22 protein-coding genes, 1 pseudogene and 1 riboswitch are annotated in these 22,051 nt (G+C 44.5%); of the genes and pseudogenes, 6 read left to right on the top strand and 17 right to left on the bottom strand.

The features are described from left to right. Positions 1-625: 625 nt before the first annotated feature. From JT718_RS10605 to JT718_RS10590, 4 genes are read right to left on the bottom strand one after another with little or no spacing between them, the layout of a single operon-like run. Positions 626-1,456, bottom strand: coding sequence for a hypothetical protein (locus JT718_RS10605; RefSeq protein WP_205502472.1), 831 nt, complete (start codon positions 1,454-1,456; stop codon positions 626-628). After that, positions 1,453-1,629 carry a hypothetical protein gene (locus tag JT718_RS10600; RefSeq protein ID WP_205502470.1) on the bottom strand — a complete coding sequence of 59 codons (177 nt, stop codon included), beginning with the start codon at positions 1,627-1,629 and terminating at the stop codon, positions 1,453-1,455. Before JT718_RS10600 ends, JT718_RS10605 begins: the two co-directional genes overlap by 4 nt. Continuing rightward, positions 1,629-2,717 (bottom strand): toxic anion resistance protein, encoded by a 1,089-nt coding sequence (locus tag JT718_RS10595; protein WP_205502468.1) that lies wholly within the window; start codon positions 2,715-2,717, stop codon positions 1,629-1,631. The genes JT718_RS10600 and JT718_RS10595 overlap by 1 nt, the downstream gene beginning before the upstream one ends. After that, the gene (locus JT718_RS10590) at positions 2,707-3,168 is read right to left on the bottom strand and encodes a hypothetical protein (RefSeq protein ID WP_205502466.1); all 462 of its coding nucleotides are present in this window, start codon (positions 3,166-3,168) and stop codon (positions 2,707-2,709) included. Before JT718_RS10590 ends, JT718_RS10595 begins: the two co-directional genes overlap by 11 nt. A gap of 388 nt (positions 3,169-3,556) precedes the next feature. Between JT718_RS10590 and JT718_RS10585 the strand changes: the two genes are divergently transcribed. Further along, positions 3,557-4,855 carry a DEAD/DEAH box helicase gene (locus JT718_RS10585; protein ID WP_205502464.1) on the top strand — a complete coding sequence of 433 codons (1,299 nt, stop codon included), beginning with the start codon at positions 3,557-3,559 and terminating at the stop codon, positions 4,853-4,855. Between the two features lie 106 nt (positions 4,856-4,961). On the opposite strand, the gene JT718_RS10580 is transcribed toward JT718_RS10585, so the two are convergent. Further along, the gene (locus JT718_RS10580; RefSeq protein WP_205502462.1) at positions 4,962-5,360 is read right to left on the bottom strand and encodes an NUDIX hydrolase; all 399 of its coding nucleotides are present in this window, start codon (positions 5,358-5,360) and stop codon (positions 4,962-4,964) included. Positions 5,361-5,567: 207 nt separating this feature from the next. Next, positions 5,568-5,663, top strand: a riboswitch (TPP riboswitch). 79 nt (positions 5,664-5,742) lie between these two features. On the opposite strand from JT718_RS10580, the gene thiM reads away from it, so the two are divergent. The 4 genes from thiM (at position 5,743) to tenA (ending at position 9,063) form a co-directional block, all read left to right on the top strand. Next, positions 5,743-6,573 (top strand): hydroxyethylthiazole kinase, encoded by an 831-nt coding sequence (thiM, locus tag JT718_RS10575; RefSeq protein ID WP_205502460.1) that lies wholly within the window; start codon positions 5,743-5,745, stop codon positions 6,571-6,573. Between the two features lie 381 nt (positions 6,574-6,954). After that, positions 6,955-7,596: a thiamine phosphate synthase gene (gene thiE / locus JT718_RS10570; protein WP_205502458.1), complete on the top strand. Its 642-nt coding sequence runs from the start codon at positions 6,955-6,957 to the stop codon at positions 7,594-7,596. After that, the gene (gene thiD, locus JT718_RS10565; RefSeq protein WP_205502456.1) at positions 7,593-8,423 is read left to right on the top strand and encodes a bifunctional hydroxymethylpyrimidine kinase/phosphomethylpyrimidine kinase; all 831 of its coding nucleotides are present in this window, start codon (positions 7,593-7,595) and stop codon (positions 8,421-8,423) included. The genes thiE and thiD overlap by 4 nt, the downstream gene beginning before the upstream one ends. Then, positions 8,410-9,063: a thiaminase II gene (tenA, locus tag JT718_RS10560; protein ID WP_205502455.1), complete on the top strand. Its 654-nt coding sequence runs from the start codon at positions 8,410-8,412 to the stop codon at positions 9,061-9,063. Before thiD ends, tenA begins: the two co-directional genes overlap by 14 nt. A 175-nt stretch (positions 9,064-9,238) precedes the next feature. Here the strand turns inward: tenA and JT718_RS10555 are convergent, their stop codons facing one another. Next, positions 9,239-10,621 (bottom strand): FAD-binding protein, encoded by a 1,383-nt coding sequence (locus tag JT718_RS10555; RefSeq protein ID WP_205502453.1) that lies wholly within the window; start codon positions 10,619-10,621, stop codon positions 9,239-9,241. Between the two features lie 77 nt (positions 10,622-10,698). On the opposite strand from JT718_RS10555, the pseudogene JT718_RS10550 reads away from it, so the two are divergent. Continuing rightward, a pseudogene (locus JT718_RS10550) lies at positions 10,699-11,457 on the top strand (Hsp70 family protein); the annotation flags it as partial. Between the two features lie 112 nt (positions 11,458-11,569). On the opposite strand, the gene JT718_RS10545 reads toward JT718_RS10550, so the two are convergent. From JT718_RS10545 to JT718_RS10495, 11 genes are all read right to left on the bottom strand, one after another. Beyond that, positions 11,570-12,184, bottom strand: coding sequence for a hypothetical protein (locus JT718_RS10545; RefSeq protein ID WP_205502451.1), 615 nt, complete (start codon positions 12,182-12,184; stop codon positions 11,570-11,572). Between the two features lie 442 nt (positions 12,185-12,626). Then, a complete protein-coding gene (locus JT718_RS10540; protein ID WP_205502449.1) occupies positions 12,627-13,958 on the bottom strand; it encodes a basic helix-loop-helix domain-containing protein in 1,332 nt (443 codons plus the stop codon). Between the two features lie 256 nt (positions 13,959-14,214). Further along, positions 14,215-15,255: a hypothetical protein gene (locus tag JT718_RS10535; protein WP_205502446.1), complete on the bottom strand. Its 1,041-nt coding sequence runs from the start codon at positions 15,253-15,255 to the stop codon at positions 14,215-14,217. After that, positions 15,252-15,512, bottom strand: coding sequence for a hypothetical protein (locus JT718_RS10530; protein ID WP_205502444.1), 261 nt, complete (start codon positions 15,510-15,512; stop codon positions 15,252-15,254). The genes JT718_RS10535 and JT718_RS10530 overlap by 4 nt, the downstream gene beginning before the upstream one ends. A 254-nt stretch (positions 15,513-15,766) precedes the next feature. Next, positions 15,767-16,837 (bottom strand): radical SAM/SPASM domain-containing protein, encoded by a 1,071-nt coding sequence (locus JT718_RS10525; RefSeq protein ID WP_205502442.1) that lies wholly within the window; start codon positions 16,835-16,837, stop codon positions 15,767-15,769. After that, positions 16,824-17,156: a hypothetical protein gene (locus JT718_RS10520; RefSeq protein ID WP_205502440.1), complete on the bottom strand. Its 333-nt coding sequence runs from the start codon at positions 17,154-17,156 to the stop codon at positions 16,824-16,826. The genes JT718_RS10525 and JT718_RS10520 overlap by 14 nt, the downstream gene beginning before the upstream one ends. A 121-nt stretch (positions 17,157-17,277) precedes the next feature. Next, positions 17,278-18,744 carry an SGNH/GDSL hydrolase family protein gene (locus tag JT718_RS10515; RefSeq protein ID WP_205502438.1) on the bottom strand — a complete coding sequence of 489 codons (1,467 nt, stop codon included), beginning with the start codon at positions 18,742-18,744 and terminating at the stop codon, positions 17,278-17,280. Positions 18,745-18,921: 177 nt separating this feature from the next. Beyond that, positions 18,922-19,629: a response regulator transcription factor gene (locus tag JT718_RS10510; protein ID WP_205502436.1), complete on the bottom strand. Its 708-nt coding sequence runs from the start codon at positions 19,627-19,629 to the stop codon at positions 18,922-18,924. Positions 19,630-19,640: 11 nt separating this feature from the next. Further along, a complete protein-coding gene (locus JT718_RS10505) occupies positions 19,641-20,414 on the bottom strand; it encodes a sensor histidine kinase (RefSeq protein WP_205502434.1) in 774 nt (257 codons plus the stop codon). A 458-nt stretch (positions 20,415-20,872) separates the two neighbouring features. Continuing rightward, positions 20,873-21,484, bottom strand: a complete 612-nt coding sequence (locus JT718_RS10500) for a cupin domain-containing protein (protein WP_205502433.1) — start codon at positions 21,482-21,484, stop codon at positions 20,873-20,875. Beyond that, the gene (locus JT718_RS10495; RefSeq protein ID WP_205502431.1) at positions 21,481-22,029 is read right to left on the bottom strand and encodes an RNA polymerase sigma factor; all 549 of its coding nucleotides are present in this window, start codon (positions 22,027-22,029) and stop codon (positions 21,481-21,483) included. Before JT718_RS10495 ends, JT718_RS10500 begins: the two co-directional genes overlap by 4 nt. Between the last annotated feature and the right edge of the window lie 22 nt (positions 22,030-22,051).

Here is a 22,051-nt window from a genome sequence, read left to right as displayed (position 1 = left end):
TCACTTTACAACGAAGAAAAACAAGGCGTTTTTGTACTGTTTGGGGCAGGTTAGAACGAATCAAGGACTTGGGTTGCACCTGGAGCCATCTGGGAATGATGATAGAAGCAATAGAACCTATTTTTGATGCTAGTAAGGTCCGAGGGGTAGTTCGCTCAACTTTAAGTTTTCAAGCGAAAAAAATTGAGAATATGATTTTACACGGAATCTTCCCTAAAGTGGAAATATTTTTCTGTTTTTGAGCTATTTCAAGGAAAGTAGGCTCAAAATGCAGGGACAGGAGAACTTAGTTTGAAAGAAGTTGGGGAACATACGTGTCTCCTTTTGAAGGACTTCTTTCAACGTACCATTCACCAACTAGCCCTTAGATCACCGAAGTGGCTTTAGGTGATAGGTGGAATTAAGGAATCTCAATCCTGATATAAAAGGCAACACAAGCTACAGCCTACGTTGTTAGACCTTACCATGGCACCTGCAGTCCCAGCCGCCTCACCGCCTGTTCCTGGCTCCGCAGTTGGATCGAAATCACACGGCAAACCCGATTGTTTTAGGGCCGAAATCTCCAAAACGGGCCAAAAACAGAAGGCAAGGCTTTCTCCACAGCCCAATCATTCCCAATGGGAGCTTATCGTACGCCGGCTCTGTAGATCCTGACGGGGAACAGGCGGTAATCGTTGAGGTTAAGGGCATAGAGGCAGCCTTCCCAGTGGAGAACGGGCACCAGGCCGGTGGGGGTAATGCCGTTGTTGTTGGGGATGGTTACCAGGGCATTGCCCACATAAGAGGCGTCAGGCAGGCCTAAGCGCACCAAGAGGTGCTCCAGGAACGCCTCCTTTTCCTCTTTGGAGGAAGTAAAGCCCACCTCCTTGGGCACCAGCTCCTCCTTTTTGCCTTGAGAGTAGTACGTTACTTTCTCTACGGTATTGATGGAAATTTCTGGCACATATAACCGCGGCACGCTGGTTTTGGCGCCCCGGTCATGGTAATACTGAACCGAGTTCTGTACCGGCCGCACCAGCTCCGGCAGGTTGGCGGCCTTCTCCAGCCGCTTAAGTTTGGCGGACCTGCTTTCGTGCAAAGGGGTTTCCTTGCCTCTGGCGGCCCCGTTGGAAGCCGGCGCGAGGTGCTGGAACTTCTGGTGCACGTCCAGAATGGCGGTAAAGGTGGTCAGGAAATGGTCGGTGTTCTGGAGGTGGAACATTTCCAGTTCGTGCACCTTCTTGCGCGCTACCAGATAACTGTGGATAGTGCGGGTTTTCTCGAAGGCGGCCTTCATCTTTGCCGCGTGCGGGGTGCCCTGGTAGCGGGTGGTAAGTTCCTGCAACTGGGTGAGGCGGCGGTTAGACTCCTGGATAAACCCTGCTTCCTGCAGCCCAAACTCCGCGGGGTTCCCCACCACTTCTCTTTGCCCCGTATCCGCTTTCATCCCGAAAAGGGCGCGCACGAAATCCATCATTCAGAAAGTAATTTTTTAAGGTGCATGGTCTCAATCTCCACCTGGATCTTCTCAGCCGCTTTCTGGTTCTCAAAGAAATTGTCCAGGTTCTGGAGGTACAGGTCCAGCAGGGCATCCTGCTCTTGGGTCAGGATGCCGTTCAGGTCTGTGGCGGGGTTCTGGTTGGGGACCATTATTCAATTTCAATTTTCCTGGATTTGGAGCCCAGCGCCCCCAGGATTTTGGAGTTAAGCTCTTCCTGCACCTGGGCCAGTTCTTTGACGGCTTCGGCCCGTTTGCGGCTTCCTTCCTCAGAGATTTTGATCACGGCGTCCAGGGTCTCCACCATGTCTTTGTTCACTTTCTTGAGGGTATCCACGTCCACAATGCCGCGCTCGTTTTCCTTGGCCGCCGTGACCACGTTGTTCTTGAGCAGCTGGGAGTTTTTGAGGAGCATCTCGTTGGTGGTGTCGGTGACCTTTTTCTGGATCTCCAGGGCTTTGCGCTGTTTCTCCAGGCCCAGGGCAATGGCTACCTGCTGGCGCCACACCGGAATCACGGTCACAATGGAGTTCTGGATTTTCTGGGCCAGCACCTCATTGGTGGTCTGGATCATGCGGATCTGCGGCATGGACTGCGTGGCTATGGTGTGCGAGAGCGTGAAGTCGTGCACTTTCTTCTCCAGCCGCTCCTTAAAGGCCACCATGTCGGCCAGGCGCTGCACCACCAGTTCGTCCTGCCCGCTGCTCTCCACCTCGGCCTGCAGCTTAGGAATCACCTGGGTCTCAATCTCCTCAATCTTCATCTTGCCCGCGGCAATCAACGCGCGCACCTCATGGATGTACTCCACCACCTGCTTGAACATGACCTCCAGCCCGGTAGAGTCTTTCATCACGCTCTGGCGGGTTTTCTCCAGCTTCACCACCACATCGTCTACGTTCTCAGACACTGAGTTGTACTGGCTGGCCAGCTGCTTGGTCTTATCTTTGATCTTGCCCACAAACGGCAGCCGCGAAAAGAAACCGGGCTTCTCAGTCTCGTCTACCTTGATCATGTTGATCTGGGCCAGCAGTTCATTGATGGCTTCGCCCGCCTCGCCGGAGTCTTTGGCTTTCACCTTAGAAAGCAGCTCATTGGAGTAGTGCCCCAGTTTGCGCTGCGTCTCTACCCCAAAGTTGCTGAGGCTTTCGGGCTTGTTGGGGTCAAGGGTCTTGGAGATCTCCAGGGCTTTCTGCTGAACCAGCTCTTTGTTCTCTGCTAGTACTATTTCGTTATTTTCCATGGTGTAGCTTTCTTAACTGGTGAGGGTGTTTAACTGTATCTATTGCTTGCACAAACGCTCTAAGGTGGGCATGCCGGTCTTCTTGCTCGTACCACTCAATCTCGCTTGCGGGCAGGTAGTCGCCCAGCAGGCCCTGTACTTCCTGCAACAGCGCCTCGCCCTTGCGGGTGCGGAACGCCGGATTTTTGTAGTACGCGCTCAGGTACTGCACCTTTACTTGCCCCGCCTGCGTCACGGCCAACTCCTTTACTTCCACCACCAGCTCAGAAGACTTCTGCTCTTCCTGCACCAGGGTTTTGTAAACGCCCTTGCGGCCTTCCTCCAGCACGGCCTGGCATTTCTGCCGCACCTCGGCCAGCGCCTTCCTCAACTTTTGGTTAGGCCTGATGCGGTTTCCGTAAATGTACCCCAGAAACGCTGCCAATATACACGCGAATATGATTGCTCCCATTATTTAAACCTGTTTTCTAATGAACGTAGAAACCGGAAGATTCTATACGCAAATTTCCTGACAACGCCCCACTGCGCAAGCCCCATGCTCTGGAAGCAAACCCGCGCGACCCGTTGCCGACCTTGTTGGGGTAGCGCTTTAGCCCATTAGTCGAACCCAGGGGCAGAATATAACAGGAGCCGGTCAACTTTTTACCGGTTCAGCCCCGGCTTGCTGCGTCTTGCGGCACTTGGCAGCGGGGCGTTTATGGGCCGTTTTCAGGAAAACCCACCGGAAACAGACCGCTATCCGTAGCCCTTTCAGGTGGGCCTGGCAAGCCGAGGTCTGGTAATGTAAAGCAGTGCCGGTTCTTTATGATTAACTTTGTTCCATTTCCAACAGAACTACCATGCGCGAGAAGATACTGGAGCGGCTTAAGATTACCCAATTAACCCCAATGCAGGAGGCCACCGTGGAAGCGGCCCGGCAGAATGATGTGGTGGTGCTTTCCCCCACCGGCTCTGGCAAGACGCTGGCGTTTCTGTTGCCCGTGGCAGAACGGCTTCAGCCCGAGGCAGCCGGGGTGCAGGCCCTGGTGCTGGCCCCCACCCGCGAACTGGCCCTGCAGATTGAGCAGGTGCTTCGGCAGATGGCGCTGGGCTACAAGGTAGACTGTTTTTACGGCGGCCACGCGCTGTACGAGGAGAAACGCAGCCTGGCCTCGCCGTCGGCGGTGCTCATTGGCACGCCCGGCCGCCTGGCCGCCCACCTGCGCGAAGGCTACCTGATGCCCTCGGCATTGCACACGCTGGTCCTGGACGAGTTTGACAAAGCCCTGGAACTGGGATTTCAGGAAGACATGGCGTTCATCCTGCGGCAGCTGCCCCAGGTTTCCCGGAGAATCCTGACGTCGGCTACGCCCATGGCCGAAATTCCGACCTTTACCGGCCTCAAGAAGCCCGTCACTATCAATTACCTGCGCGATGAAACCAGTGCCCCCGACATTACCGTGAAAAAGGTGTTGGTGGAGAAGAACGACAAACCGGGCACCCTGTACCGGCTGCTCTGCCAGCTGGGCAACCAGCCCACCCTGGTGTTCTGCAACCAGCGCGACACCGTGGACGAGGTAAGCACCTACCTGCAGCGAAAGAAGCTGGCGCACGGCATTTTCCACGGCAAACTGGAGCAACCCGACCGCGAACGGGTCCTGCTGAAGTTCCGGAACGGAACCCACCACCTGCTCATCAGCACCGACCTGGCGGCCCGTGGCCTGGACATCCCCGAGATTGAGAACGTGGTCCACTACCAGCTCCCCGATGCCCAAACCTTTGTGCACCGCAACGGCCGCACCGCCCGTATGCAGGCCCAGGGCACCGCGTACGTGTTGCTGCACTCACAGGAGCAACCGGCTTTTCTGCCTGCCCAGCTTAAAACAGAGCCACTGCCCGCCCACGTTTCCTCCCCGCCCCCCTCGTTCTGGGACACGGTGTACATTAGCGCCGGCAAAAAAGACAAGATCAGCAAAGGCGACGTGGCCGGCTGGCTGCTGCAAAAAGGCGGCCTGGAGAAAACCGACCTAGGCAGGATTGAGATACAGGACAACGCTTCTTTTGCCGCCATTAACCGGCAGAAGCTGGCCCAGGCCCTGAAGCTCCTTCAGCAGGAAAAACTGAAAGGCAAGAAAGTGAAGGTAGAGCGCGCCATGTAAGTTTTCCCGGTAAGCGTGGCGATATTTAAAATGCCTCCGTTTTAAGCCCGTTTTCCAGGAAAACGGGCTTAAAACGGAGGCATACTTTGTGGTTTGCTAAGTGGCTTTAGTTCAATAACTGTTCTTTCCGCAGCCAATCAAAGATAATTTTGTCTACCGGCGATACCTTTTCCCGGTCGGCGTAGCCCAGCCACACCACTTCCTCTATCTCATTGGCCGGCTGAATGGTGCCTTTATACGCCCCCGTGTAGCAGGTCATTTTCACTTCAGTTCCCTCCGGGTGGCTGTCGGCCTGCGCCTGGAACGTCCCGAAATAATTCACCGTCTCCTCTACCAGCTCCACGCTCAGTTCTTCCCTGATCTCTCTGGACAGCGCGGCAAAGTCATTTTCCGTGGCCTCCCGTTTCCCGCCGGGGATGTAAAACTTGGAGCGGCCTTTGGTGCGGGTGCTCAGAATCTGGCCGTCTTTGAGCTGAATCCAAGCAAGCTTATCAATTATCTTCATGGTTGTGATGGATAAAGCAAGGGTTGAATATGCCCTAACAAGTTATCTTTCTTCCCACAAAAAACAAACGAAATCAACGCAAAAACACCTTGCTTGTCCTGGCTCTGATTGCAGCTTGCTTTTTCAAAATCAGCCCCAAACTAATTCAGGCTGGCTCCACAATTTCCAGAAAAAGCTATCATCTGAAATGTAAACCTTCTAACTTGGCGCTGGCTTTAGGGGCGTTCCAATTGCGGAGCTGAGATTGTACCCTTTGAACCTGATCCAGGTCATACTGGCGTAGGAAAAAGCATGGAAGAACTAGCTTGTTCTTCCTTCTTTTCAATTCAATACTCCATCTCGGAGGCTCCTGAGCCCATCTTGAACTTTTAAACAAGAACCCATGCAGGAGCAACTCTGGAACATTGTATCGGCCGTTAGAACTCAATCGCCGCTGGTACACAACATCACCAACTACGTGGTCATGAACAACACCGCCAATGCCTTACTGGCAGCGGGAGCCTCGCCGGTGATGGCTCACGCCCACCCCGAAGTCAAAGACATGGTATCCATTGCGGGAGCTTTGGTGGTGAACATTGGCACGCTGGACGAGTACTGGGTAGAAAGCATGCGCCTGGCCGCCCAACAAGCCCACATCCTCCACAAGCCCTGGATCTTAGACCCCGTGGGGGCTGGAGCCACGCCGTACCGAGACCAGGTGCTGGAAGAACTGCTCACCTTCAAGCCCACCGTTATAAGGGGCAATGCCTCTGAGATCATGGCCTTAGCCAAAACCGCTTCCCAGACCAAAGGCGTAGACAGCACCCACCAAAGCCAGGAAGCGCAGGAAGTCGCCCTCCACCTAAGCGCCTCCACCGGTGCCGTTCTCTGCATCTCAGGCGCCACCGACATCGTGGTATCTCCAGGCAAATCCAGCACCCTTTCCAACGGACATCCGCTCATGGCCAAAGTTACAGGTATGGGGTGTACCGCCAGTGCCCTCACTGGGGCCTGCTGCGCCGCACATCCGCAGGATCCCTTCACCGCCACCCTAGCCGCCATGGCGCTCATGGGCGTAGCCGGCGAAATAGCCGCTGAACGAGCTGCTGGTCCAGGCACCCTGCAACTGCACTTCCTGGATACCTTGCACCAACTCACCGAGGAGGAGTTCAGCAGCAGGCTCAAAATTGGAGAGAGTCTTCCAGAGGGCAGGAAAGATAAAGCTCTGATTTAAGCACTGTGCCTTATTTGGGAAAAGCGAAGCTGAAGTTTTTGCTTCACCTGAATAAGGCATCAGAATGTTTCATCTGGAAGGCATGGTTGTTACAAAGTCCCTCGCTCGCCTCTGGCGAGTGTGCGTCATCTTGCGGCCTCTGGCCGCGTCCTCACTGCTTCATTTACATCCCAACGCGGCGGGACGCCGCCTGTAACCCACACTCGCCAGAGGCAAGCGAGATAAAGGAAGTAGGCTTTAATTAAGAAGCTTTCGCCCCCACAACCAGATAGGACATCATCCCCCTACCCCCTTCAAAGGGGGATGGAACGCGTCTTTCAAATCCGAAAGAACAGAGGGCTTGACATCCCACTATCGACACTGACATGATACTTAAACCACATGAACGAGAACACAACCTTTCCTCACCGCCTGTACCTGGTCACAGATGAGCAAGCCTGCTTAGGGCGCGACTTTCTGCAGGTGGTGGAGGCGGCGGTAAAGGGCGGAGTGGATTTGGTGCAGATCAGGGAGAAGCACCTGCCGGTACCTGCCTTTCTGGAGAAAACGCTTCGGCTGAAGGAATTGCTGGACCGGTACGGCGTGCCCCTGATCGTGAACGACCATCTGGGCGTGGCCCTGGAAAGTGAGGTAGCGGGCATTCACGTGGGCAACAGCGACCTGGCACCGCAGCAGATCAGGGCGGTGTGGCCCAACTGCGGCATTCTGGGGTACTCGCTGGAGGCAGAAGTGCTGCTCCATAGTGCCCATGCCCAACTTGCCGACTACCTGGCCTTAAGCCCCATTTTCTCCACGCCCACCAAAACCGACACCATTACCGAATGGGGTCTGGACGGTATCCAGCGAATCAGGTCCATGACCGAGAAGCCCTTAGTGGCCATTGGTCGGGTAAGTGCCGGGAATGCCGCTGATCTAATCAAAGCCGGGGCCAATTGCCTGGCTGTAGTTTCTGCCATTCTATCGGACCCAGATCCGGCCCGGGCCACCGAGGCGATCAGAAACCAAATAGAGAAAGCTTTATGAAACAATATACTTATCCGGCGGTGCTCACCATTGCCGGCTCAGACAGCGGTGGAGGAGCCGGCATCCAGGCCGATCTTAAAACTTTTTCCGCGCTGGGCTGCTTCGGCACCTCAGCAATTACGGCCATTACGGTGCAAAATACCCTTGGCGTGACGGGCATCCACAGCGTACCGGCCCACATTGTACAAGAGCAGATCAAAGCAGTGATGGAGGACATCAAACCCTCAGCGGTGAAGATTGGCATGGTGCACAGCCCCGAGCTGGTGCTGGCCATTGCCCACCAACTGAAGCAGTACCAGGTGCCGGTGGTGGTGGATCCGGTGATGGTAGCCACCAGCGGCGATAAGCTCATCCAGGACGAGACCATCGGTTTGCTGCAACAGGAGCTTTTCCCCCTGGCGGAGGTGGTAACCCCCAACTTAGACGAAGCCAGCATTCTGGCAGGCAGGTCCATCCGAAATGTGGAGGAGATGAAAGCAGCCGCGCAAAAGATTCTGGAAACCGGGTGTCAGGCAGTGCTGCTGAAAGGCGGTCATCTGCAGGGTCCCCGGTTATATGACGTCTACCTTCCTCAGAAAGGGGAACTTCAGGTGTTTGAGTCCACTGCCATCCAGAGCCATAACACCCACGGCACCGGGTGCACCCTCTCCTCAGCCATTGCGGCGTACCGCGCGCTGGGCTTACCTCCGGCTAAGGCCGTGCAGCAGGGACGCCAATACGTATACCAGGCCATTGACCAGGGCAAGAATGTTAAAACCGGCGAAGGTCATGGTCCTTTAAATCATTTTTTCAACCCTCAACCTTTACAGAAACATGAGCTGGAGTAAATTAGCCTGGCAGGCAGGAAGCGGTGTCTATGAGCAAATCACGAAGATGCCGTTCATCCAGGAACTCATTCGCGGCACGCTGGCGCCGGAGAAGTTTACCTTCTACATCGCCCAGGACTCCTTGTATCTGGCGGGCTTCGGACGCGCCTTGTCGCTCATTGCGGCCCGCGCCCAGAACAGCGAACATGCTCTGGAGTTCATGCGCTTCGCGGAAGGTGCCTTTGTGGTAGAACAGGCGCTGCACGCGGGCTATTTCCAGAAGCTCAACATTGACCAGAACGTACCCATCTCCCCTACCTGCCAGCACTACACGCACTACCTGCTCAGTCAGGCCGCGGTAGCCCCACTGGAAGTAGCCATGGCCGCGGTGCTCCCCTGTTTCTGGATTTACAAAGAAGTAGGCGATTACATCTACGCGCAGGACCGCCCCACCCATCACCCGTACCAGGACTGGATCAATACCTATGCCGGCGAAGAGTTCGGGAACATTGTCGCCCGGGCCATCCGCCTCTCCGATGAAGTAGCCCAAACCTGCTCCCCCGCCCAGCAGCAAGCCATGACCGAAGCCTACCTGACCGCCTCCCGCCTGGAATGGATGTTCTGGGACAGCGCCTGGCGACTGGAACAATGGCCGGTTTGAGGCAAAATGAAATTGGGCTGTTTCCGGCTTGATTTCTGGAAAACAGTCTCAAAAGACTCTATTCTTCTTTCGCTGATATACTCTGTTTAGGGGCTGATTTTGGGAAATCAGCCCCTAAACAGAAATCTTAGCTTTATCAACGTGTTTGAATGATATTGCTTGTAGCAAAAGAGAATTAGGCAGGTTTCTTTTCATTCGAGAAGATATACTTGTCCATAAACTCATTCCGAAACTTCCCTTCCGGATCATGCTGGCGCAACAACTGCCTGAAATCCTCCATCTTCTCATACTGCGCCTGTATCACCTCAGGGGCCATGGTAAATAATTTTCCCCAGTGCGGACGGGGATTGAACGGGGCCAGTTTTTCCTCTATGAGAGGCAGCAGTTGCATCACCACTTCCTCATCCTGCTTCCAGGTAAAGTGAAACGCCACCGTCGTCTGCTTGTACTGCGGACTCAGCCACAACTCATCTGCCTTAATCGTCCTGATCTCAGAGACAAAAAGATGCGGAGTAATCTTCTCGTGCAGAGCCTCTATGGCCATGATGGCTTCATACGCATGTTCAATGGCCACAAAGTATTCACTCTGCAATTCAGCCCCGGCGCTTGGTTTGAACCCCATCTTGAAGTGTGGCAAGCGCTCATACCACTCCCCAGTTTCCCCCAATTGGTCAGTCGTGTTCTCTGGTGATTGGTCTTCTATGGGGTGCAGCTTCTGAGTAGCAAGCTTTGCCCCGAACAACTCCGGTTCAATAACGGTAGGCACTCCCTCCTCTACTTTGCTCTTCACCCATACCTGGTTGATGTTCTGGTTTTCCCAATGAGTGAACAAGCTCACACTGTACCCTTTGGACATGATCTCCACAAAATGGTCTTGCAGCGCACGCATAGGTACGTTGCGGTACACCACCTGAGTCATCTTGAAGGTGGGCACCAGATCAAGCGTGATCTTGGTCACCACGCCCAAGCCACCAAGAGACACCACCGCTCCGTTGAACTGATCCCCATCTTTCTGCCGGGACATAGTCACCAGTTCACCTGCTGCATTCACTAACTGAATGGCGGAGACAGAAGTGGCTAGGTTACCATTGTGTATCCCTGAACCGTGTGTAGCGGTGGCACAAGCCCCAACTACCGTGATGTGCGGTAAGGAAGCCATGTTGTGTATAGCATACCCATGTTTCTCTAAAATCTCAGTCAATTCCCCGTAGCGCATTCCAGCTTCAACGGTCACCGTATTAGCAGCTTTGTCCAGGTAAACCACAGAGGCCATCATCTGAAGTGAAATCAGGTTCTCCCCGCTATCGGCGATCTGATTGAAAGAGTGTCGTGATCCCAAGGCTCTTACCTTCTGGCAATTTCTTACAATAGTCTTCACCTCTTTCAAGGAGGCTAGATAATGAACCTGATTTGTGCTATAGATGAGATTGCCAGCCCAGTTTCTTAAGCCGGGATCTTGTGCAGCAATTTTCGCCTTTCGTTTGGCCTTTAACAGCTTAGACAAAACCACGCCACCAGCCAGACCTAGCGAGAGGGAGAATATGACTCTTTTAACCATTTGAAACTTGTAGATAATACAAGTTAGGAAAAGAGCCGATTCAATCCAAAATCTTGGGCTCACACTAAAACTTCTTAAACATTGACGAAGTAATCTTGGTGGGTGGTTCTACCCGTATCCCAAGAATCCAGGAAGAAGTAGAGAAATTCTTCGGTAAGAAACCATCTAAGGGTGTAAACCCGGATGAGGTAGTAGCGATTGGTGCCGCTATCCAGGGTGGTGTATTGACCGGTGAGGTGAAAGACGTGTTGTTGCTTGAAGTAACGCCGCTTTCCTTGGGTATTGAGACCATGGGTGGTGTGATGACCAAATTGATTGAGTCTAACACAACCATCCCAACCAAGAAGTCTGAGACCTTCTCAACCGCTTCTGACAACCAGCCAAGCGTGGAAATTCACGTGTTGCAGGGTGAGCGCCCAATGGCCCGCGACAACCGCACCATCGGTCGTTTCCACTTGTCAGACATCCCACCAGCACCACGCGGCGTTCCGCAGATCGAAGTAACGTTTGATATTGACGCCAACGGTATCCTGCACGTGTCTGCGAAAGACAAAGGCACTGGTAAAGAGCAGAAAATCAGAATCGAGGCTTCTTCTGGCTTGTCGGAGCAAGAAATCGAGCACATGCGTAAAGAGGCAGAGGCTAACGCCGAAGCTGACCGCGTAGTCAAAGAGCAGGTTGAGAAAGTGAACCAGGCTGACTCTATGATCTTCCAGACTGAGAAGCAGCTGAAAGAGTAGGGCGACAAACTTTATGACAGGAACAAATCAGCCACAGAAGGTACATTAATTCAGTTCACAAGAACTCAAGGCTGTAATCTAGCAGGTATTGATTCTTTTTTTTAAACAGCTTCAACTTTAAATCAAATAGATCAAAATTTAGGCAAATAATCTATAATAAATTACAAAATTGATCTAATATAAAGGCACCTAAATAAGCTTCTGTAATTTACAATACTATTTCTCCAGAAGTTTTAAACGAATGACTTCCCAAAGCTCTCCCACTTTCATCAATCATGCCTTCAAAACTCCAAATTGCAGACTCAGGGCTTGTAATCTCAATTAAATATTTAGTACCTCGAGAACCAGAAATAAAATAATTAAGAAAGTGTACACTCCTAGCATTCACTTTCATTCGAAAAGTATTTGAAACCTGATCAACTGAAACGTCATAACCGTCAAGCATCAAACGTATTAAATTTGCATTATCAGCAGTAACACGACCTGTAACGGTAATCATTCCTTCTGAAACTGAATTTCCAATTTTAGAGCTTATTGCTTCTTTTGTCACCTCTTTTGCTAATGATAAATCTGCATTTTGAACTGCCTTATCACCTATTCTGTTAGCAACACTTTGAGGATTTATAGACAGAAAATTAAAAAAAACAGCAATAGAACCTCCAATTATTTCTATTATCAGGGCGTAAAATAATTTTTGTTGCTGTTTGGAATCAGCAAACTTAACCAACCCAATCAAAGAAAGACAAGTAATTACTGCAGTAAAGACCAAAACACCTAAAAGTGTATAGGAAATTACCAATTTAATTATTTCAGGATGATTCATAGCCTCCAAAGAATATATACAAACCTAAATGTATTGAATAGAAGTATTCGTCATACAACAACATATTTCCAATCTCATATTATTTTTTGGTTATCCTGCAACTTGAAGCAGCATATGTTCCTGTGATTGATGGCTATTAAATTCTACAGGGCAATTTTTAACCACTGAAAAGAGTTCACCTGCTGTATTATGAAAATAATAAAAAAATAGTAGATGATTCCTGACCTAGTGACGGCCTAATGTATTCAGATTAAAAGGTAATTCATTTTTTCTTAAATCTATTTACGAAAGGTATTTAGCAGTAGTATACGGCTTAACATTAATTTAAACAGTTGGTGGAGTAGTGTTATTAGGTAGATTAAATAATAAAAATGGACTATCACTGATTTCCTTAAAAACTATGATCCAACAGAATTTGGCTATCAAAATTATGTCATTAGTTTTATTCGCTTATAAAGGTTGTTAACATATTTTGAAGAAAACTAGTCAAAAGAGGCGATGCTGTAATTAGAATAGAAGAGATATTATCAATTATACCTGTAAAAAATTTTTTACTACTAGGTAAACCTACAACAGATAACCCTTTCTGATATCTTACAATGTCTAGTGTATTGAACTTAAGTTGAACTGGTATATAAAAAATTAAAAGAAGCAAACTATGCAATAGCCCAACAAGATACACATAGTTACTATTTAAGTAATCTTGTCCCGAAATTTGTCGATAATAATTCATTAATTCAATGGAGTTTATAGCATTAAACATTGCTCCTAACCATATAATAAATACACTTAGTATTAATGCGCTAAAAGCAAATGAATAGTTAAAAGTAGATTGTAAGATCTCAAGTTTTGTTAAATACCCAGGTGGAAGTAAATCATTTAACTGATGAGCTTGATCAGCTAGTAGTAAATAAATAAAAAAACAAATGCTTGCTACGGTATATCCAAATATTGCAAGGATATACATTTTCAAAGTAAAGTTTTTTAAAAAAATATGATCTTCAATCACATATGCATCTATTAGTAGATAATATGTAATAAAAAGGAATGCAGTCATAACAAATGTAACTAAGATAACATATCCAGCTGTTTTAAGTATATACTTCTTAGAACCTGCTTTCAATTTCTTAAGTGTTTCATAATTCATTAATACTATAATTGTACCAACCATAAACCATAAACACATTTGAGCTATAGAAGCTATCAACCAAAACCCAAAAGCAGGATATTTATTAATAAACGCAACTTTACTTTCTGAAGGCACATTTTCTAATCCTACTGTAAATTTGATAATGTTATTATAATTTGAATCGTAGCTTATTAGCTCTGGATCAACAATATTAAATTCAATTGAATTAATATTAAAATTTTCACTATTTAATGATTTATAAAATAAGTGACGGTCCACAGATAAATACTTCGTATAGTATACCGAATCCTTATCTATATTTGAAGCCCTAAGTTCATTCCGTTCTACAATAGTTTTTTGCAACAAATCTTCAGCCTTTTTCAAAGCTTCATCTAACCTTTTAAATCTAGGATTATTTGGCGCATTCCCAGTGGAAGAAATACTCTTAACCATTTCCTTATCTAAGGAATCCACCATTTTATTTACAAAAACAATCCTATTACTTAACAAAGAGTCAACTTTATCTTTCTTTTGAATAATAGTATTTTCAAAAAAAGGCGATTCAGATATTGGATTAACTAACACAAATACAGACACAACAAACCCAATCACACCAGATAAAATAACAACAACAATGAACTTCATAATAAATTAGTAGTATAAAACTTTGGAAGTCAATATAAACATATCCAACAATTTCCATTTTAATAATATTCACTAGACAATTATGCAAAATAGCATAAACACTTTTTCTCTTAATTACTAGGATGATTACATTTTAAATTTATAAAAAAGATAAAATGCACCTTGAATAAACCGTTTACAAAAGCACAATCCGATTAGATAAAAAAATATAATATTCCCAATTATTTAATAATACTTGGAAACATCCTTAATAAACTTACAATCCTAAAATCTTATTTAGGCTAGATCCAATAAACAACCCCACGGAAAAAGGCGAATTACTGATAGTTCTGTAATTAATAAAGACACCTCCATTCAAATCTAAAAATTTTTCATCTTTAAATTGAGGGATAACATAAAGCGGAAGATCAAAAACAAAATCTTCATCATTTGACAAATATGTAATACTTGGATTGATACCAAGTTTTGCGTCTAAGAACCTCGTAACATTCTCTATTTGTATCTGATGATTTTGCTTATGAGAGGGAGCTCCAATAACTATATTTCTTTTAACTAGCGTTGGTCCTCCATTATAAGGAACATAATATTCATTACTTTTATTTGATATAAAGCTATTATTATAAAGCCATATCAGTCTAAATAATGAATTCAAACTCTTACCCACATATACTCCTGCATAAACAGAACTAGCAAATGAATACTTATCTTCATCTTTAAAATCCACTAACATATTATCTATAGCATAAGCAAAATTTTGTTTATTCAAAGTACCAGTTACTCCTATAAACCAAGGATTAGGCATTAAATTTTCTAATATTTTATGTTTATTTGCTTCGGACAAATCCATAAAACTATTTACCTGATAGGGTTTAAGAGCATTCCTAATCTCCTCTGTTGTTAAAGCTTTCCAACCTTTATATTTAAACCCAAAAGTAATTCTTCCGTCAGATGCTAAGCCATCTAAATTTGCTGGCCTAGTAAATCCATTATCTGATAAAGGACTGGCTACTTCAATATTGCCAGAAAATTTGTTATTAAAACCAATACCTAGGTTAAGTGCTGCTAAGGTTCCGTTTGTAGTTGTAACAAGCCTAAAGCTTGTGATAGCATTTGAAGTAGATGCATTTCCAGCAGGAACAAATGAGACTCTTTCAGCCTTATAACTAGTTGAGTAATTCACTGAATTTATTAGTAAACTATCCTGTGAATTATTCTGACTATATACTTTATCTGAAATTAACATCCCAAATACAAGTAAAATAACTTTTAACAAAGTGCAATGTATCAGGTCCTTCATAATTCAATCTCATGAAATCCAAAATCTAATCCAAAACTATCAAGCGTAATAGACCTTGTAAACGATGCCTTTTCAGGCTCTGTAATACTAAGTGTATATTTGTTCCCCTTTTGCCCTTTTATCTGCCATGTCATTACATGTAACCCTCTGGACAAATCACCTGTTTTTGTTCCAGACCCTCGAAGCACTTCCTCATCGTCAATCCTTATTATATTGAAATCTGCTTCAGATTCCAAGCCTACTGTTAGCTGTGTCATAATAAATTTTAGATTTAAGGGATTTAAAGATTTTGTTTACTATATTCATCACTAATCTTTAACTAATAATTAAAACTGTATTTACCATGCTTAAATATGAAATTACTCCAGCAGGTAGACAATTACGCAAATTGCACTATTCTATAATATTCATTGGTTTACTATTCTATAATATTCATTGGTTTTTTAAATATTGAAAATACAACATTAAAAATTAATATAACTAAAAATAAAGCAAATTGATTACAAAAATTTTACTTATAGCTACTCTTAACTATTAATTCTGACCATGGAATAAAATCAATTTGTTTATTGATGATTATATCTGTATAAACTTTTTCAAACAACTTATACAAACTTTTCCATTTATTCATCATAAAGCCTTTAAATAAATCATTTGTTTCATTCATTTCGGCAATATTCCCTATCTGATAATAATTTGAAAACCCATATGAAACGGGCAAAATGGCACCATTCTCATCTATTATTATGGTTTGTAAAGCTTTCGTAAAATTATCTAAATTAACCTCAAAAGCGTCTCCATAATAGTTGATTGTAGCTGGGTTATAGTATATATAATCCTTATGCAGAAAATCCATTTGGACAGTCATTTCAGAAGAATACTTTGCTTGTAAGAAATTGCCGATTATGAAAGTCCTATGCAAAGTTTCTTGAGTTACAAAATTCCCCTTAAATTCCTCTTTTGCCCTACCATAATTTTCTAGTGGATGAATCTGAAACAGTTTAGCGCCATGTTCCCTTGCAAACCTTGCTAACTCAAATAAAACATTCCAAGTTTCAGGAGTAACGGTATGAATAAACCCTAAGTTAATATTATACTTATTAAGTACTCCTACCCCCTCTAGCATCTTATCAAAAGCACCATCGAAAGCACGTATGTTATCATGTATTTCTTTAGTTCCATCAATGCTTACAGCAGCTAAATCAATATATTGTAAAGTGTTTTGGGCACTAGCACTCTTTAATAACATGCCATTGGTTGCGACTAGGTTTTTATAGCCAATTTCTTTACTTTTTTTTAAAAGTCTTTGTAAATCTTTATAGAGAAACGGCTCCCCACCTGATACAGACAAGGCATTGAAACCATTGTCAAAAGCATATTTTAAAAAAAGAACTAGCTTATCAAAATCTAAGCTTCCTTTTAATCCAGGAGCTGAGCTTGAATAACAGTGTCGGCATTTTAAATTGCATTGCAACGTTGGATGAATTTGAACAACCCGGTAACCTTCTGGTAATTCAAAGTTTTTGGGATGCTCACATTCCCCAACACCTACCTCAGGATTAATCAGATCAGAGCTCCACATTTCTAATAAGGTCTCCTAATTGTATTCTAATTTCCAACTGATCCGGATTTACTGTACCTAAAGGAAAGGCTTTAAAACCCTTAAAATCGTTATTATCAAATATATCAGTCAAATTACCCAAATCAGACGTTTTGATCCGGCCACCTACTATAATCCCGTCATCCGGCTTAGGCTGCCCATATTTCCATATACGGTCTATAATAAAGTTGCTCTTTCTTAACTTATTAATAGCAGCAGAATAGCGTTTCAGAGAATCCTTATCAATCTTCTTGTCTGATAGGTGAGCTAAAATAGCTTTTTCTAATTCATTACTTTCCATAGCTAATTACACTTAGTTTTACAAAATATTACCTTTAATCACTTTCATGCTTTTAAATAATATAATTGATGACACTTTTTATATCACCCTATTATAAAACACAAACCTTTTATAAACATTTTTATTTTTCCAAAAAATGCTTTAAAAAAGGCGCTATCCATTCTTTTAGTTTATCATGTTCAAATAATTCATTCACTAGCGGGATTGGAGTACTATAAAGGGTATCACTGGCATAAATTTTATCCCATTGTAAAGCTGATTTTTCTGAAAATATAACACCTGCTTTTTCCATAACTCTCATAAATTCGTAAGCTAACAAGCCATGGCCAATTGCCGAAGGATGAACACCGTCTAAACTAAATATACCACCTTGCTTTATTCTTCCTTGATTGTCAGTTTGGTAATATTTAGTATTAACCACCGGATAACGCATTTTCACGTAATCAGGAAAATCATACTTTACTTCTCCATTATTTCTTTTTATAGCCATCTGGGATAATATTTCGGCAACATCAATAACAAAATATCGTTTTACTCCTTCATTGGTTTGGTACTTATTATTCAAATCATTCAATATCTTATTTATACCCTTATTATAACGTCTTATTGATGCATCTATAAACATAACATCTTCTCTACTTAGTTTAGGAAGGTGCTTATTGTTTGCTAACGAATCCTTATCGTAAGGAAAGTAAGTATAAAAATCATAATATATACCAGTATCCGTTTTCGTCTTTTTTCCTAATCCACGCGCAAAAGGAGCTATAGTTATTAATGGCACATTTCCTACAAAAACCTTCCAATTCTGATATTTATTCTTTTGCATAGCAGCATCGACTCTTTCAATCAATTGCTGGTATTCATTTATAAAATCATCAGGATGCCATAAATTATAATTTGCATTGGATCTATCCTCGTAGCTCATCTCTACAATAGTTCCATCACCTCTTGTTTGGCGAATCTCCATGTCCAGCAAAGTTGATAAAGCATTGTTTGGACCCAACCACAAAAACAAGTTTTCTAATCCATCATCAGATTCAGAATGTTTTTCAAGCCAATCTAATTGAGTAAAATTCATGTACTTATCCTCTAGTTTAGGATTAAGTACTTTCAAAGCGGTACGATAGAAACTTTGGTTAGGAGCTGCAAACACCTGATCACGTGCTTCTCTAGCTTCTTTGATATATTTCAAGCATAATTCTGAAGTTAATTTCCAACTATCACCAACGTTAAATCCTCGGATGGCTATGTTATGATAAAAGTCTCCTTCTCCATCATACTTTGCATCTTCACGGCCTAGGCCTCGCTCATAATAATCTTCTACCTCATCTAAAAATTGATTTATTCCAATAAGCATATTTGGCCATTCCCAGAAATCTATCCGATTTTTCATTTTCTTACTAAGCCTTCGGAACAGATTTTCTAGATTAATAGGCATTCCTCCTACTGCCCATTCGGGATAATAGTAACTCTTTGGAACTAAACCCATTACTTCAGCTATAAGTGATGAATATGATAAGTCAGTTCTGGCAGCAGCCATCGACATAAATCCTTGAGATATGCTATCACCTATAGTAAATAGTTTCATAAATAGTTGAATATTATATAGTTTATAATCCTCTTATTTTTATCCCTCACTTATAAATTAGCAGGTGATAGATCGGAGTTATAGAATTAGGTTTATATATTCTTTATTGTTATAATATTTTTTTATGTTCTTCTATAAAGATTTGAAATTTCAAAGACTCTTTTGCCTTGCCTGAGATTACAACCCTTTCATAATTGCCCCATTAGCAGAGTGCACCTGTAATTTCTCATAAATGTGTTCCAAATGCTTCCTGACAGTTTTATTTGCAATAAACAGCTCTTCTGATATTTGCTTTACCGCCAAACCCCGCTTTAAGCATTCCAACACCTCCATTTCCCGCTTACTTAAAACTTCTAAAGCTGCTATAGGTGGTTTAGGAATTACCTTTTCACCTTTTAAATAACTTAACACCTGCCTAGCTAACGAAGGCGAAAGCGGCAATCCTCCCTCCTGCACATCAGAAATGGCATTCAATATTTGGTGCGGCTTGGCGTCTTTGAGCATATAACCCGAAGCTCCGGCCTGTAAGGCTTCAAAAAGCTTTTTCTCGTCGTCCATCACCGTCAGCATTACAATTTTTAAGTCTGGGTACTGTTGCTTTGCTTTCCTCGTGGCTTCAATGCCATCCATTTCGGGCATTTGAATATCCATTAGCAATATATGCGGCACTGTGCCTTTTTGTAAAGTTTGAAATAACAGATGCCCACTTCGCACTTCAAACAGTACTTCTACCTCTTTGCTTAAAACCAGCTTATCCCTGATGTCCTGCCCCAGTTGGGCATTGTCTTCCACTATTCCGACGGTTATTATTTGCATCAAAGTAGAAATAGGATTTGCTTTATAAATGAAAGGTACTTTGTAAAAAGCACCTTGTAAATACGGCAAATGACGTATTTTTATGCATTTAGAGGGAGTACAACCTTGATGTAGGTACCTGAAGCAGTAGAATTAATAAAGAAAGTGCCATTTACTTCTTCTGCTCGTTTGCGTAAGTTGTTTAGCCCAAAACCATTTGTATAAGTTACATCATGTAAACCTTGACCATCATCTGTAATGGTAAGCGAAGTATCTGTTTGGGAGATCTCTAATGTTACATTTATTTGTGATGCAAATGCATATTTCAATGCATTTATTGTGCCTTCTTGAGCAATGCGTAATAAGTGCATTGCTATTAAGGGTCGCACCTCTGATTTTTTTCCCAAATCGTGAAATTGCCATTTTAAGTATGGCAATTCACGATCTTCCCAAACTTTTAGTAAAAGTCCATGCATACGCCCTCCTAAAGCTTCTCCTGTAATCTGCTCTTGGTCAAGTAACCAGATAGTTTCACGAAGAGTATGGTTCATCTCACGGGTGAACTCACTTAATCGTAGAAGTTGATTGGGATCAGGCGATTTATGATAAGCCAGCAATTCCAATCTTGAAATTAGGTGAGTTAATTGTGAGCCAAAACCATCATGTAGATCCCGCCCTAACTTTTCACGCTGCACCTGTAATTCTCTTTCTAATTGCAGAGTCTTTAGTTCAGCGATATGACGTTTTTGTTCTGCTTCTAATAAGGACTTCAGCAATGAGGTATATGAATCCTGAATCTCTAATCTTTTAGTCAGATATGTTATGCGTTGGCTAGACCAGGCAAGGACACTATTAAGTATTTCCGCCACACTCATTATGTAACCACAATTAAAATAAATTGATATGATACAATTTAAGCAACAGAGAGGAGGCGGCTTAACTAGTTATAAGTTATCCGTTTTGAGGAGGAATAAATTTATGATTATACAGGCTGCTCCAGCCTATATCTTGCGGGCTTTTCAGAAGACTTACTTATGTTTTTTTATTCTAATACGATTTAAAAAAGAATGGTATTAAATTGTTTATCGCTAAAATTTCAATATTTATAATATTTACAGCAACAAGATAAAGTTTGATTCTTTATCATTCAATACCTACAACTTGGTATATATTTCATAAAATAAATGAAATATGTATGAAAGAACATATAATTCCTTAGTAATACTGAATCATAACTAAATTTGGAACGCCTATAAAGCAGCCATACTCCAATAAATTATCAATAGTATAAAAAAGGGGGAACTGACCTTAACAAATAAAGACTACCCTTACCCTACACCGCCAACCGCTGCAGAACTACCTTACAAGGCACCTCTGAAGTAACTTTCACTTTGTGCGTTTGATGCAGGGGAATAGAAAAGAAGTCGCCGGGAGAAAGGTGGTTGACCTTCCCGTCAACGGTAATGTCACAGGTACCCTCCAAAATAAGGAATCGCTCATGTTCATCATGGTGGATCTCTTCCTCGGCTACGCCTTTGATCCAGATAATGGCGGTGGTAGCATTGGGCGAGTAGCCGATGATCTTCACATAAATGTCTTCTAACTCAGCAGGAGCCTGCAGGTCTTCACGCTCTAACCAGGCTGCATAGTCTTCCTGGCGGGATTCGGGAGAAAGTACCGGCGGAAAGGTAACGGGTTCTCCCTGCTGCAGTCGCACCATGTAGTCAATGGTGGCCAGCACGAGCGGCTTTACCGTGCTTTTAGGCTCCACGGCATGCGCTAGGGCGTAAGCTTCCAGGGTGTGGCGGATGGTCTCAATCTCTTCGCGGATTTGAGGGTGCGCAGAAGCCATCTGCTCCACCTCCTGGGTTTCACCTGGGGTGGTAACTCCCATGACGTACAGCTCTAAAATCCCGGATTCAATATAGTCAGTGATGGGGTTCATGCTGTTCTTTCCGCTCCTATGTGTTTGAAAGCCGATTTTAGCTGGCTTTTGAGTTCTTCCTGAGAGATATTCAAAGCTTCGGCCGCCTGCTGGCAGGAGTAGCCTTTGTGGTAAATTAAATCGAGGATGGCATTTTCCTGTGGCTGCAATTGGCAGAAAACTTCTTTTGTTTGGCTCTCCTGCGGTTGATCTGTTTTCTTGGCTGCCTCTGGTGTAACAGGGGCTTCGTCTTTCTTGCCAAAGGTGAGATGGGCATATTTGCCGGTTTTATGTGCCTCCAGCGCTATTCCCCGGGCCATGGCTAAACCCCAAGTTAGAAACCGGCTCTGGGAAGGGTCAAAAATATGGATGCGGGACCAGATGGCCAGGAACGTCTCTTTCAGCACCTCTTCCGCTACCTCGGTATTTTGCACAATGCGCGAGATCAGCCCTAAGAGCACCGGAGCGTAGGCGTCATACAGCAGCCCGAAGGCTTCCTGTTTCCCCTCCCGGATCGCTTCAATCAGTCGTTCTTCTGCTTCTCTCAAAAGGGTCAATGGTGCCATAGAATCTTCTTTATCTTCCCCT

This window comes from Rufibacter psychrotolerans, assembly GCF_016924645.1.
Classification (GTDB): Bacteria; Bacteroidota; Bacteroidia; order Cytophagales; family Hymenobacteraceae; genus Nibribacter; species Nibribacter psychrotolerans.
Note: the sequence above shows the minus strand (reverse complement) of the source record. Positions and strands in the feature narration are given on the sequence as shown.